Annotated in this window: 10 protein-coding genes; 8 read left to right on the top strand and 2 right to left on the bottom strand. The window is 46.3% G+C overall.

Annotated elements, in window-relative coordinates; translation table 11 throughout:
• Window positions 1–32 precede the first annotated feature (32 nt).
• On the top strand, window positions 33–638 hold the full coding sequence (locus LQ777_RS25665; RefSeq protein WP_232563297.1) for an outer membrane beta-barrel protein: 606 nt from the start codon (window positions 33–35) through the stop codon (window positions 636–638).
• 69 nt (window positions 639–707) lie between these two features.
• Here LQ777_RS25665 and LQ777_RS25660 read toward each other — a convergent pair whose 3' ends face one another.
• Window positions 708–4,763, bottom strand: a complete 4,056-nt coding sequence (locus LQ777_RS25660) for an ATP-binding protein (protein ID WP_232563296.1) — start codon at window positions 4,761–4,763, stop codon at window positions 708–710.
• Between the two features lie 313 nt (window positions 4,764–5,076).
• On the opposite strand from LQ777_RS25660, the gene LQ777_RS25655 reads away from it, so the two are divergent.
• The 3 genes from LQ777_RS25655 (at window position 5,077) to LQ777_RS25645 (ending at window position 7,411) form a co-directional block, all read left to right on the top strand.
• Window positions 5,077–5,373: a hypothetical protein gene (locus tag LQ777_RS25655; RefSeq protein ID WP_232563295.1), complete on the top strand. Its 297-nt coding sequence runs from the start codon at window positions 5,077–5,079 to the stop codon at window positions 5,371–5,373.
• Between the two features lie 328 nt (window positions 5,374–5,701).
• Window positions 5,702–6,637 carry a histidine kinase gene (locus LQ777_RS25650; protein ID WP_232563294.1) on the top strand — a complete coding sequence of 312 codons (936 nt, stop codon included), beginning with the start codon at window positions 5,702–5,704 and terminating at the stop codon, window positions 6,635–6,637.
• A gap of 300 nt (window positions 6,638–6,937) precedes the next feature.
• Window positions 6,938–7,411: a MarR family winged helix-turn-helix transcriptional regulator gene (locus tag LQ777_RS25645; protein ID WP_232563293.1), complete on the top strand. Its 474-nt coding sequence runs from the start codon at window positions 6,938–6,940 to the stop codon at window positions 7,409–7,411.
• 174 nt (window positions 7,412–7,585) lie between these two features.
• Here LQ777_RS25645 and LQ777_RS25640 read toward each other — a convergent pair whose 3' ends face one another.
• Window positions 7,586–8,485 carry a PfkB family carbohydrate kinase gene (locus tag LQ777_RS25640; RefSeq protein WP_232563292.1) on the bottom strand — a complete coding sequence of 300 codons (900 nt, stop codon included), beginning with the start codon at window positions 8,483–8,485 and terminating at the stop codon, window positions 7,586–7,588.
• Between the two features lie 809 nt (window positions 8,486–9,294).
• On the opposite strand from LQ777_RS25640, the gene LQ777_RS25635 reads away from it, so the two are divergent.
• From LQ777_RS25635 to LQ777_RS25620, 4 genes are read left to right on the top strand one after another with little or no spacing between them, the layout of a single operon-like run.
• Complete coding sequence (locus LQ777_RS25635; RefSeq protein ID WP_232563291.1) at window positions 9,295–9,741, top strand: phosphatidylglycerophosphatase A family protein; 447 nt, start codon at window positions 9,295–9,297, stop codon at window positions 9,739–9,741.
• A gap of 5 nt (window positions 9,742–9,746) precedes the next feature.
• Entirely contained in the window at window positions 9,747–10,124 is a 378-nt protein-coding gene (locus LQ777_RS25630) for a GtrA family protein (RefSeq protein WP_232563290.1), read from the top strand.
• Window positions 10,121–12,685, top strand: coding sequence for a DUF5686 and carboxypeptidase-like regulatory domain-containing protein (locus LQ777_RS25625; RefSeq protein ID WP_232563289.1), 2,565 nt, complete (start codon window positions 10,121–10,123; stop codon window positions 12,683–12,685). Before LQ777_RS25630 ends, LQ777_RS25625 begins: the two co-directional genes overlap by 4 nt.
• Window positions 12,686–12,704: 19 nt before the next feature.
• Window positions 12,705–13,994, top strand: coding sequence for a DUF4833 domain-containing protein (locus LQ777_RS25620; protein WP_232563288.1), 1,290 nt, complete (start codon window positions 12,705–12,707; stop codon window positions 13,992–13,994).
• Window positions 13,995–13,998 lie beyond the last annotated feature (4 nt).

The following is a 13,998-nucleotide window of genomic DNA, read 5'->3' as shown; positions in this document are numbered from 1 at the left end:
AATTTAGCGCGAATCAAAGCAATATGCTCCTTATGAAAAACACCGTAAAACTAACGGCCTCTTTGCTCCTTGTTGTAAGCGCACTACTCTTATCTCCCCAAGCACAGGCACAATTCCAGGCAAACCTGACAGGAAACTATCTGGCATCAACGGAATCAGGGGCTTCATTCTCCGATGGTCAATGGGGGGGTGGAGCTACACTACGCTATTTTGTTAAACCTAACTTCGCCATTGGATTGAATGGCCGGTATTTTACTTCAAACAGTTCAGCTATCATCCCTTTCGATCCTCAATCAGGCGCTATCTCATCAATTAAAGCCTCGGCAAATCTTCTTATGGTGACAGGACAGGCTGAATACTTTTTTTCCCAATCCGCTCTTCGACCCTACGCTGGTCTGGAAGGTGGGTTGTACCGGTCCGCTACTAAGGTCGAAATCTCCGACGGATATAATACATTTAAAGCGTCTGACAGCGCTAACAAGTTTGGGATAGCACCCAAAGTAGGGTTGCAATATGCCCTCTCGCCCGTTGTTGGCATAAATGTCGATGCGGGTTATCACATTGTATTTGATGATGGCGAAACAGGAAAGGCTTTTTTGCTTGGGGCAGGTGTATACTTCACATTCGGCAAGAAGTAGCATCGATACTCAGCAGAAAAAGGATTCTGTTGACACTAATTTCAGCGTTACTAGAAGAATAGGATTCTCTTACAAATAGTCAGCCGGTGCTTTACCAAAACGTTGCTGGTACGTTTGGGCAAAATGACTCACCTGCCGAAAGCCAACCTGATAAGCTACCTGCTTAACGGTCGATACCTGGCGAGTTTCCAGGAGAAAACGAGCTTGTCGAAAGCGCGCTTCGGAGAGATATTGGGCCGGAGTCATTCCTGTCAGTCGTTTCACGGTTCGATAAAACGTGCGACGGCTGGCTGCCAGTTCGGACGCTAATTCGTCGGCGGTCAGATCAAAGTTACTCAAGCGAGCCATCGTTAACATTTCCAGTCGTTCGAGCCACAAGCTGTCTTCACTCGAGAGAGCCGTTGTGGGTAAGGATGGATCGTCATTCTGCGAAACCTCGACAACTTCCGTTGTCAACGCAACGGATCGTTCGCGTTGATTATGCAGTAACGAAGCAATTCGAGCCATTAATTCTTCCTCGTCGAACGGCTTCAGCAGGTAATCATCAACACCAATTCGTAAGGCCCGCAATCGATCAACCATTTCGGCCCTGGCGGTAAGCATTATTACAGGAATTCGCCGGTACGTATCATTTCCTTTAAGCGTTTCCAGCAATTGAAAGCCATCCATGACAGGCATCATGATGTCAGAAACAATGAGCGACGGTAGCAGTGGCAGCTCGGCCAACCGTGTCAACGCTACTTGTCCATTTTCGGCCGTTTGTACCGTAAATAACGGTGACAAGATGGTCACTAGGTAATTGCGCAGGTCTGGATTATCTTCCACAACCAATACAACATCCGCACAATGAGCCTTTGCTTCTTCTGCGAGTTGTTTCGTGGAATTGCCGCCTGCCACTTCTTCCAACACAAGGCTTTCTGCGTCGGACTCCTGCTGCGGCATGCTGCTAAGAGGAGCGGGTAGCTCTATCCTAAACGTACTTCCTTGCCCAAGCTGGCTTTCGACCCGTAGCGTACCCTGCATAAGTCGTACCAGCTCCTGACAAAGCGCCAGACCAATGCCTGTCCCACCTTCCAGAGGTGTATCCGACTGCCTTGTTTGAAAATAGCGGTCAAACACATACGGTAAATCATCGGGTGAAATACCACGACCCGTATCCAGCACCGCTATATGCAATTGCGGTTCGACATAGTTCAGGGTCACTTTTACAAATCCATCGGTAGGAGTGAATTTGAGCGCGTTTGCAAGCAAGTTGGTAAGCACCTGTCGCAATTTTCGTTCGTCCAACTGGACAATCAATTCATCACGGACAGCCAATTCGCTGGTCAGCGTGATTTCTTTCTGACGCGCCAATGAATCGAAACTGGCAACCAGACCACTGACCAGCGATTTTACTCGTACAGCCTGACTGTTCAGTTGCATTTTGCCAGCCTCTAGTTTAGTTAGATCAAGCAGTTCATTCACCAAACCAAGCAGGTTTTCCGCATTTCGTTGGGCTGTCTGCACGAGGTATTCATCCTTGGACGTTAGCTCTCTGCTTAGAAGTACGCTTTTCAGCGGTCCCAACATAAGCGTCAGTGGCGTACGAAGCTCATGTGACACATTAGCAAAAAAGCGGGTTTTGGCCAAATCAAGCTGTCGCAGTTCGTTGGCCTGCTGTTCGCGAAGTAACAGTTCATTGCGTTCGCGTTCACGCTTTGTGCGAAACCGGACAAACCCAACCAGTCCCGAAACCGCCAGTAGTGTGTATAAACTATACGCCCATCCGCCAGCCCAGAAGGGTGGCAACACGGCGATGCTCAATTCTTTTACGTGACGACTCCACTGGCCTGTTTCATTGCCGGCATTCACCTCCAAGGTGTACTGACCGGGTGGAAGTTTTGTATAGCTGGCTCTCGGCTGATTGCTAATAGTCCATCGATCATCATACCCCCGCAGTTTGTAGCGGTAAACCACCCGGTCGGGCTGATGACAATGCAAAGCAGCGAACTCAAACGTTACATAATTTTGATTATAGGCAAGCTGAAGGTCCGACGCATTATTAACCGGCGTTGGCAGCGGAGAGTCAGTTCCATACTGTGCTACAGACTGGTTGTTGATGAACAACTCGGTTAGTGCCACAACGGGCTGTAATGTGTCCTCTTTAATCAGCGCAGGATCGAACACCAACCACCCTTTTATACCACCAAAAGCCAGCTGACCGTTCGGCAGTTTAAGGTGATGAAATCGGTTAAACTCGTTTCCCGGTAATCCGTCAGCTGTTTGTAGACTCAGAACTGTATGTCGGATGGGATGAAAACGGCACAGTCCTTTGTTGGTGCTAAGCCAGAGGTACCCCTGCCTGTCGGGCACCACCGAGTAAATAGTATTGTTGGGCAATCCATGCGCGGTCGTAAAACGTTGGTAGCGGTGGGTGCGTTTGTTGAAGCAAATTAGCCCTTGATAGCTACCGATCCACAGCAAATGACTACGGGTCGGGTCCTGCTCTAAATCGAGAAGTGTTGGATTGGCTTGTTTGTCATCGGGCGAACCGAATCGAAAAGCCTGGTAGCGCCGGGCATCGAGCGTATAATGCAACAGTCCTTTGCCGATGGTCGTTACCCACAAACTTGTCGAATCAACCAGCAGGTCATTCGTTAAGGTAGGCGGCAATGCGGTCAAACGCCCACGAAACAATGCTTGCCAGCAACTGGTCAGACTATCGTACCAGTACGGCTCACCCTGTTCCGTAACGACCCATATTTTACCATCAGGAGCAATCGATAAGCCGCGCAGACCATTATTGAACGAGGCCGTTATTTTGCTGGGTACAGTGGGTAAAAGCGTAATTTTTTTCTGCTGAGTATGATAGCACCCTATCTGGTCGCCTAGACCAATCCACAGTCGCCCCCACGGGTCATAGCTTGATCGCATGATATACGAGCTTTGCGAATTAGCCGTTTCATTCGTAAAAGGCCAGCGGTAAGTAGCCATCAGTGACACATCCAGCTCCTGCTGAACCACATCCTGACAGAACGCTTTTTTGTATGAATACGTATGCAAGGGTGTCGCAGCCAGATCAAGCCTCAACAAGCCCAGGGTGTTACCGCCGATCCACAGCACTCCCGCCTGATCAAAACTTATGTCTGTGCACCATAAACCCGTAGACAGGTTATCTTTTGAAGGCTGGTAACGCCAGACGGGTGTTAACCCTTGTTGATCGGTATATCGGTAAACGGTTCCGGCGTATTCGATCCACTCCCCTCCTTTCGGGCTTTGAGCTATGTGGCGTATTCCTTCTTTATCTTCAATGGACAGATCAACGATCCGAAACGTATGGCGATTGGGATCAAAAAAGTATAGCTTTTTTCGGTCACTAAACATCAGCTCACCGCTAGTTCGTACAAGTACGCCGAGTTTCTCTGCGCCTGCAGCGGTATAGCCTTCCGGACGCACCAGTGGCAACGGATAGGCTGTATTGATAAACCGATTTGTTGCTCTGTCGAACTGGCTCAGGCCGTTTTGTGTGATAACCCAAAGACGTTGCTGCCGATCTTCTGCAATGGCTTTGACCGTATCCGACGCCAGTCCGTGAATAGTCCTGCCCAACTGCTGAATTTTATTGCGCTTGAAGTCGCAGTGGAATATGCCTTTGTTGAGTAAAGTACCCCATAGATTTCCCTGGTGGTCAACTTTCAGCTGGCAACCAACCGTGAAGGGAAGTTTTTTAATGATGGCGAAGGCAGGTTGGCGGGTCAGGTGCCAGAAGCGGCCCATTCGGGTATCCAGCCGGTCGATCTCACCATTTTCGTAGTGAACCCAAATTTCATTTTTTGCTCCTTTCCAAAGACCACTGACGGCATTATCGATGGGGGAAGTCGGATCATCGTCCTGATGCTGAAACGTAACAAAGCGCCGACCATCATAGCGTGCCAACCCATCTAGGGTTCCTACCCAAATAAAACCATCATCGTCCAAAACGACTCCTGAAACGAATGATTGAGGCAAACCTTTCTCAACATCGAGAATTTGAAGAGGTGGCCAGCCACCAGCTTGGCTAATGGGTTGTCCACCAGCGTCTTGCCAAGACAACAAACATAGCGGCATCGTCAACAGAAAAACGATGCTGAACAAAGCGGTACTCATGATGTCGAAACAAACTGAACTCAGGATAAAGCGGCCTATAAACCGTCAGTCTGACAAGTTTATTTACTAATATACAGCCATTATTAATTTATGTTCATGCTTGTTTAAATTATCAACAATTGATAGCTATAATTAGACTATACAAACCAAAAACTCCTCTTCATAAAGAATTCATACACCTAACCACCACGGTTACTGGCAAAAGCAACCAAAAGAGCAGTAAACATGAGTACTGCCGAGTTTTATTTGTTAGTTTATGGTTAAGCAGATCACCAAAAAGACGTTATTTGAACCAACTTTATTTAATACCCTTATGATCCACAAAACGATTAAATCGCTCTTGATTCAAGGATGTTTGTTGGTTTGCAGTGTCGCAACCTTAACCAGTTGCGCGACTGTCTTCGGTGGACCCCGAACCAGCTATCAGGTTACTAAACCCCGTGATGGAGAACCACAGCGGGAAGTGCGAGTAGGTGCTTTGATTGCGGATATTATTCTGTTCTGGCCAGGCACGATTGTCGACTTCGCGACAGGAGCCATTTACAGACCTGCCCCCCTTAAGCCACCATACATCACACCCTCGACAACACCACCAACCGAACTGAGATAACACTACCGATGGCCGCTGTAACGTTTACGGCGGCCATCGGTGCTAGGCTATTAACTAGAGGTAGCCTAAACCCTTGTCAGTAAGTCTATACAGAATCTCGACTTCGTTGATTCCCCCAAAATTATTCTGCATATTGGCATTATCTGTCAACTATTCAGCCTGGTCTTCGTCTGCTGGTGGCCTACTCTATGACAAACCTTTTTCGTCGGCTCTTTAAACTTCCTTTTCTTAACCTCCCTGCGCAAAGTATCTGGATCATCATTGGTTTAGTTTCGTGGACAGTCCCGCTTGACAACTATGTTTGGCTAGGTCCACGCTACTTCTCCGATTGGCGTATTTTAATTTTGTCGTCCAGTATCGCTTATCTGGTCTGCTGCTGGCTGCGCAAACAGCAATTATTCGTTGGATAACGAATCAATACCCGGACTTGTCGCAAACGCCTAAGCGTATGTTGCTCGAATTTCCGGTATTTATCGTTATGACCATCGCGACCGAGGTTATTGCTTTTTACGTGTATGGACTGATTCCCTTTTTCGATTTTAGACCTACCCCTTCAACAAAAATCATTATCTTCTGGATAGGGCTTGGCTCCAATGTTATTTCGCTGTGCATGTACGAGCTGTACTATACACTTACCAAGTGGCGGGAGAATAGTATACAGACTGAAGTGTACAAGCGCGAATCCTTGCTAAATCAACTAGAAGTTCTCAAAAATCAGGTCAATCCTCATTTTCTGTTCAACAGTCTGAACTCGCTTTCATCGCTGATCAGTGATGAGCCTAAACAAGCCGAACAGTTTGTTGATGAACTAGCCAAAGTCTACCGTTACCTGTTACAAATCAACGAGGGTAATCTGACAACGCTGGATAACGAACTGGTATTTATTGAGTCGTATTATTATCTGCTCAAAACGCGTCACCAACGGGGAATTGAGCTTACTGTCGATATCAAGGGAGATTTCCGGTCCCAGCTACTCCCACCTTTAACGTTGCAATTACTGATCGAAAATGCCGTCAAGCATAACCGCGTGCAAGCCACTCAACCGTTGTGCATTACGATTGATACCAATCCGGAGGGCTGGCTCCGGGTACAAAACAACCTTCAACGTAAAAGTATACGCATGGCATCCAACCGGGTTGGGTTGTCTAACATATCAACAAAGTATCGCCTACTCGATCAGCCTGAGCCAATTATTACTGACAACAATAGTCTATTTACGGTGATCCTGCCATTGCTGGCCGATAGACAATTGACTAAGCGATAACTGTTGGTTGGTTGTGGCTACTGTCCCACTACTCGTATCAGAGCATTTTATCTAATAAGCTCCTCCCCTATTATCAACGAGCAGACAAGATTTAAACAATTAGAAAAACTGTTACCTTATGAAACGGTTCTTGTGAATGTTATTCATGCGGTTGAAAACAACACGATCAGAACAGAACGTTTTAGATAACGCCTTTACCTATACTAAGAATCCACACATTAAGCGTTAAATAATTGGGAATGGTCAAGTATTTAACTAACATTTGCATCTTTGTGGCGGTACGTTAAACAACAAGTAAGAATGTGTAATGATAATTTGATCGATGTCGCTGAGTCTACAGGAGCGCAAAAAGAGTTCGCACGTATAGCGATTGAAGTCAATATTGCGTTTCGACAGTTTGTCCAGCAAAAACTCAAACAGCAAAAGTTCGATCTAACCTATGAAATGTTGCAGGTGATGGGGTATCTGTGGGAAAACGACGGTGTTAACCAGCAGGAGATTGCCAATGCGACGTTAAAAGATAAAGCCAGTCTAACCTACCTGATCGACAATCTCACCCGACGAGAGCTGGTTTACAGACAGGAGGATACGAATGACCGACGCAACAAACTGATTTTTCTTACCGATCAGGGAAAGCAACTCAAACAGGAAATTTTGCCTTGGATTTATGAGATGTACACAGCTGCCAATTCAGGAATAACCGAGCAGGAATTTGAAAATGCAATGCAGGTACTTCGCAAGGTCATAAACAATCTAAGAGGAGATCAACTTTAACTTATTAGTTAAATAATATATCGTTAAGAACTGTATCATAATTAGACTCCTTGTCTGGCTCACGGCTCTTTTGCCTTTCAATTAGTGATGACGATACGTTTCTAGTGATAATGGCCTAGATGGTTGGGAACCGGTTAGGCTTATTTCGTCAGTCACCGGCCCCCTCACTGTTATTTACGATACTGCGATTCTGGCATGATCGTAAAGTGCCTGCTCCATTACGTGCGTCACTTGATCGGGATGGCCGGTAAAAGGTCCAGAAGAACCGATTTTTAACGTAGCCATCGCGGCTCCAAACTCACCTGCTTCCTGGATCGAAGCGCCCTTGGTCTTTTTCCACAAATAGCCTGCCATGTAGGTATCTCCACAACCTGTTGCATCGATAACAGCCGTTGGCCGGAACGCTGGAATTTTATAAAAAGTGCCTCCTGTGTAGACAAGTGATCCCTCGCTACCCAAGGTAATAATGACCTCCGATACACCCAGATCAGCTAAGTAGTTTGCGCCATCGCGTGCATTTTTTTTGCCCGTGATCACTTCCATTTCAAATTCATTGGCTTTTAGGATGCTCACGTAAGGCAGGATTTGCTTTTTATCGACCCAATCCTGATAGATTACTTTTTTAGCGCGAACGTCTCTTAGATACCCCTGCACATCCAGCGAAACCTGCCCTCTCTGCGCTAATTCCTTAATCAGAGCCACCGGAATGTCATCATACAGTAAAGGGCCCAGATGGAATACTTTAGCGCTAATTGTTGGCATTAAAGCAACGTCAAATGGCGACGCTTTACGCAATACTTGTTGCTGGCGGTAATTCTGATCTTCGCTGTAAATATTCTCGAAAAAGACTGTATTCTCACTTGGTAAACTGTAAACGTCGATTCCTTCGGCGCGCAGACTATCTACAATAGGCTGTTCCTGAGGTGCCACCGCTGTGACTAGGCAGTAATTTACGTCAAACTGTAGGAGCGATTTAGAAAAATAAAACGAAGTACCACCCGGCATGTGGGTCACGGATTGCGCTGTAACGACCTTATCTAGTGATATGTGCCCGATTGTGCAAATGTCAAACATAATTTAAACGTGTTACCTCCTTACAAAGCCGGAGATTTAGTTAACAGTTGTTTGAAGGTAGAACCATTCAAGGTCAGGCTGTTTCGTATTGATGCCAACATCCCTAAAGAGTCAGCATATAACGTTAGCGTCACCTTTGTTTGGCTTAATTGATAGCTATGAGCTGCTACGCTCATATTATTTGTCCGAAAGGTATGCGTTAATAAATTAATTCGTACAGGAATTATCCAAGAATTATAACAAAACAAGTTTCATTCATAACAATTACCTATAGTCTATAGACTCTATTTGATGCGCATTATCCCTGTTGTAATTGATTCTTTTTGTTAACCATCGAGTTATGTACCGAATACTCATTAGCACCTTCGTAACTTGCATAAGCAAAAATTTAAACTATTTTTACTTACCAAATAGCTTATTATCAATACATTGAGTAATAATTAACAGCTTTATGACCTATCACCTGCAGAAAAGGTAAGAACTAGTTTTTGACGTAAATGGTTAAATATTTTACAGTAAAATTATTGATTGTATAGTAATAATCTATATTGCATATGGCTGATAGCAAATAGCAATAATCCTAGATTGGAGCGTTCTAGTCAATAATACTTAACCCCGTGAGGGACCATCAACGTTAAGGATCTGTTATTGAAACAGGCTGCCTGATAGGCTTTAGATACCGTCACTTAACAATAAAATGGCTGTTCAATCGACAACAGTATTAACTAAGTAAGGGAACGGTCAGCGCGCAAAGTTGATCCTCCGAGAGAAGTTGAAGTGTATGAAGCCCGTGAAAAATAGAATAAGCAATGGATAAACTGATCGCTACTGGTTTAGGCATTGGCTATATTCCCAAAGGGGGGGGTACGGTAGCCTCCGTCGCTTGCTGTCTTGTCTGGTATTGGCTCGCTCCCGGCGATTCGTCTTTTTTCGCTCCATTTCTGATTACAGGTCTTGTCACAGCCATTGGCATCTGGTCAGCGGATTCAGTAGAGGAACAGTGGGGTAAGGACAGTTACCGCGTCGTTATCGACGAAATAGCAGGCATGTGCCTTAGTCTCCTGTTTATTCCAATTCACGAAAAAAGCTTATTAGCGGGTCTGCTCTTATTTCGTCTGTTTGACATCAGCAAACCCTTTGGCATCCGAAAACTCGAAAAAGTATCGGGCGGCTGGGGTGTGATGCTGGATGATTTGTTGGCGGGTCTATACACAAATTTGCTGTTACGGGCCGCCTTACTGGCCGGCCTCTTATAAACTATATGCAAACATTTTTTAAAGTTCAGGCCACCTCACTGATCGCCACTGGCATCGATTTTCTGACGACGTTTCTGCTCGTTCAGTTAGCGCATTGCTGGTATCTACCCGCCAGTTTGACGGGCGCTGTCGCCGGAGGCTTGGCTAATTTTAGCATCGCTAGAGCATGGACGTTCACGCAGAGCAATCAACCCGTTGGTAAGCAGTTTTACCGATTTGTATTGGTTTGGGTAGGAAATGCAGGTTTCAATGCAGCCGGGCTTTTTGCTGCCACTCATTTTCTGGGCGTTCATTATCTATTAGCCAAAACGGGCGTAGGTATTCTGGTAGGTGTCACTTACAACTATTTTCTTCAGAAAGATTTTGTCTTCAGCCTATCATGAACCAATTTCTGCGCCACGCTTTCAGCCAATCGGTTCTGCTGTTGAGCGGGCTGTTGCTGCTGAGTCATATCACGCTTGCCCAGACAACAACGGTTACCGGAACCGTTACGGACGGAGCCAATAAAGAACCTCTACCCTTCGCGAATATCGTTTTTGAAGGGACAACCATCGGTACAACGACAAACGAGCGGGGTGGTTTTACCTTGACAGGGCAAGGAAACTTCGCCCGGATAGCCGTTTCGTTTATCGGTTATAAAACAGCAATAAAACCGATAACCCCCGGAATTGCGCAAACCATAACGATCCGGCTGGAAGCCAACTCCCAGCTGTTGAACGAAGTAGTAATCCGTAGCGGTAAACGAGCTCGCTATCGTAACAAGAATAATCCAGCCGTTGAACTGATCCGTAACGTGATCAGCCACAAAGAACAGAATCAACTTGGCCATTACGATTACGCGGACTACGAAGAGTACGATAAGTTGCAGTTTTCGTTAAGTAGCTTATCAACGAAGATTGCCGACAGGAAAATTTTTCAGAAATATCGCTTCCTGCTCGAAAACCGGGATACGACGACGCTGCCGGGAAAATCGCTGCTACCCATTTATCTCGAAGAAAAGCTTTCTCAACATTACAACCGGAGAAGTCCGCACAAAGAGAAAACCATTATTAAAGGCGACAAACGGGTTGACTTTGGTCAGTATTTTGACAACAATGGGCTTAGTGTTTATCTGAACCGGATGTACTCGAAAATCGATATCTACGAGAATTCGATTTTTCTGATGACCAACCAGTTCTTGAGTCCCATTGCTGGTAGCGCTCCAACGTTCTATCAGTATTATCTGGCTGATACGATCACCGTTAATAATACCAAACTGGTTGGCCTGAATTTCGTGCCTCGTAATACTACGGACATGCTTTTCGAGGGTAAGATGTACGTAACGCTTGACAGCAATTACGCGGTTCAGAAAATCAATCTGTCCGTAAACCCCAAGATCAACCTGAACTGGGTTCGCGACTTGCAGATCCGCCAGCAGTTTGAACAGCATGCCGATGGCAAGTACTACCTCAGCAAAAGCGATTTACTAGCCGACTTTGGAATCAACAAAAACAAGGGTGGCGGGGTCTTCGGCCAGCGAACCCTCTCCTACCGAAATTATCACGTCAATGAACCACAAGCTGACGAAGTTTACGATGGCCAGCCCCAGGTAGTAGAGGCCGATGCCGCCAGTAGACCAGAACAGTTCTGGCTTGGCAATCGGCATGATACGCTTTCCAGCGCCGAATCGAAGGTGTACAAAAACATCGATAGTCTGAAACAGATGCCTTCGTTTAAACGCACGATGGAAGCCTTTACAATCCTGTTTGCAGGTTATAAATCGTTCGGCTCATTCGAAGTCGGTCCGGCAAACACATTCTACAGTTTCAATCCGGTCGAAGGGTTTCGGCTACGACTGGGCGGACGGACAACGCCGGAATTGAGCAAACGCTACTACGCTGAAACCTACGCGGCTTACGGATTTAAAGACGAGCGCTGGAAGTATTTTCTGAGCGGTACGTACTCGATCAATAACAAATCGATTTACCAGTTCCCGCAGAATTACATCCGGGCCAGCTTCCAGCGCGACACCAAAATTCCGGGTCAGGAGCTTCAGTTCGTGCAGGAAGATAATTTTTTGCTGTCGTTCAAACGCGGGGTCAACGATAAATGGTTATACAACGACACCTGGCGGATTGATTACGTGCACGAATTTGAAAACCACTTTTCGTATAGTTTTGGCATCAAAAACTGGCAGCAGGAGCCAGCTGGCGGGCTGGAATTTAAGCGGATGAATGAATCCGAAACGATACCCTCTCATACGCTGACAACCACAGAATTTTCGGTCGAAGCACGCTGGGCACCGAACGAGCAGTTTTATCAGGGTAAAATTTATCGGACCCCTATCGCTAACCGCTACCCTATTTTCAGTCTTCGCTTTGCCACCGGTGTTAAAGGACTGCTTAACAGCGAATATAGCTACCAAAACCTGACGGGTACCATCAGTAAACGCTTCTTTCTGTCGCAACTTGGCTATTCGAACGTAACTTTACAGGGCGGCTACATATTTGGTCAGGCACCTTTTCCGCTCCTGAACATACACCGGGCCAATCAGACCTATGCCTATCAGCTTAACTCGTACAACCTGATGAACTTCCTCGAATTTGTCAGTGATCACTACGCTAGTGTTAACCTCGATCATTCGTTTAATGGATTTTTCTTTAACAAAATCCCATTATTCAAAAAGCTGAAATGGCGGGAAGCGGTTTCGTTCAAAGCGCTTTACGGTGGCTTGCGGAGTCAGAACGATCCAAAGCTGAATCCATCGCTGTACCAGTTTCCAGTCGATGCGTCCGGCGTTCCGTACACCTACACATTGAATAAAACACCTTACCTCGAAGCAAGCGTAGGGGTTGCTAACGTTTTAAAATTTTTCCGAATCGATCTGGTAAAACGGCTTACCTACCTGGATCATCCTAACGTGTCGCCATTGGGTATCAGAGCCCGCGCCACGTTCGATTTTTAACCCATTATGCTTACAAGTTATGCAACAGGCCATTCCAATTCGCACAAAAATTCAGTTGGGTATCTACTCGGTTATTAACCCAATTGTTCGCTTACTAATCCGGCTGGGGTTAACACCCAACATGGTTACCACCATTGGATTAGTGCTGAATATTGGGGTTGCCTTGATTTTCATCATCGGAGCCGAGCAAGGTAATCGGGGCGATTTCAGCTACATCGGCTGGGCCGGTGCACTGGTGTTGTTTGCCGGTTTGTTCGATATGCTGGACGGACAGGTTGCTCGTCTGGGTAAAATGAGTTCGCTTTACGGTGCGCTTTTCGATTCCGTTCTTGACCGCTACAGCGAGCTTATATTGTTTCTGGGCATCTGTTATTACCTGATTGCTCAGCACTATTTTTTCAGTTCTCTGTTCGCCTTTATCGCGCTGATTGGTTCCATGATGGTTAGTTACACGCGGGCCCGCGCCGAAGGTCTGGGTATCGAGTGCAAGGGCGGGCTGATGCAGCGTCCTGAACGGGTTATCACCATTGGCGTATCGGCGCTGGCTTGCGGCTGTTTTGCCCCGCTACTAGGTCCCGATTTCAAGGTGTTTATTCCCGGCATTCCGGTGCACGTCTTTGAAACGATGTCGATCTTTACCCTGCCGTTGACTATCATGGCAATCATGACCAACATAACGGCCTACAACCGATTGATCGACGCGAAAAAAGCGCTGGAAAAGAAAGAGAAATCGTCCACCCCAACGAAGGCGCTGGCTGTTACGCTTTTATTGCTCATGACGATTTCCGGGCCATCCGTATTAGCTAAAGAAGCGCCGACCGGAATTAAGCAGGACAAGACGAAACTAAACTTTCCGACTCCGCAGCACATCCCTAACCAGTTATTTTATCTTCAGCGCGACCCAAATACCAACACAATTATTTGTGCGCTGAATTTAAAAAACGGTCAACCCGACAAGCAAGACCCTGTGCATGTATTCTGGATTCGCTACACCGAGCAAAGTCAGCAGGAAGAGCTTTCATACGTTCAGCGTACGTTTGCGTATGGGATCAAATCGCGTCCATTGGCCAATCAGGAGTATGAGCTGAATTTTGTATCGTACAAAAAATTGCCGTTGCGGCTGGCAAAATCAGACCAGGATGCCAGCTACTACGTATACGCGATGGTCAATAAGAAAAAGGTCATCCTCAGACGGATTTATCTCCGCATCGAAGGCGGTACCTTCTGGGTACCTAACGTAAAATACATTCAACTGGAAGGCACCAACGCGGCCACTGGAGAGAATACGGTAGAGCGTATTCCTGTTTAACATT

The organism is Spirosoma oryzicola (genome assembly GCF_021233055.1).
In the GTDB taxonomy this organism is placed as follows: Bacteria; Bacteroidota; Bacteroidia; order Cytophagales; family Spirosomataceae; genus Spirosoma; species Spirosoma oryzicola.
This window is presented reverse-complemented; position numbering and strand designations above follow the sequence as displayed.

What these genes read in the sequence shown, in the direction of transcription:
- LQ777_RS25665 (WP_232563297.1), top strand. Translation starts at nt 33, where the DNA reads ATGAAAAACACCGTAAAACTAACGGCCTCTTTGCTCCTTGTTGTAAGC.
- LQ777_RS25660 (WP_232563296.1), bottom strand. Translation starts at nt 4,763, where the DNA reads ATGAGTACCGCTTTGTTCAGCATCGTTTTTCTGTTGACGATGCCGCTA.
- LQ777_RS25655 (WP_232563295.1), top strand. Translation starts at nt 5,077, where the DNA reads ATGATCCACAAAACGATTAAATCGCTCTTGATTCAAGGATGTTTGTTG.
- LQ777_RS25645 (WP_232563293.1), top strand. Translation starts at nt 6,938, where the DNA reads ATGTGTAATGATAATTTGATCGATGTCGCTGAGTCTACAGGAGCGCAA.
- LQ777_RS25640 (WP_232563292.1), bottom strand. Translation starts at nt 8,485, where the DNA reads ATGTTTGACATTTGCACAATCGGGCACATATCACTAGATAAGGTCGTT.
- LQ777_RS25635 (WP_232563291.1), top strand. Translation starts at nt 9,295, where the DNA reads ATGGATAAACTGATCGCTACTGGTTTAGGCATTGGCTATATTCCCAAA.
- LQ777_RS25630 (WP_232563290.1), top strand. Translation starts at nt 9,747, where the DNA reads ATGCAAACATTTTTTAAAGTTCAGGCCACCTCACTGATCGCCACTGGC.
- LQ777_RS25625 (WP_232563289.1), top strand. Translation starts at nt 10,121, where the DNA reads ATGAACCAATTTCTGCGCCACGCTTTCAGCCAATCGGTTCTGCTGTTG.
- LQ777_RS25620 (WP_232563288.1), top strand. Translation starts at nt 12,705, where the DNA reads ATGCAACAGGCCATTCCAATTCGCACAAAAATTCAGTTGGGTATCTAC.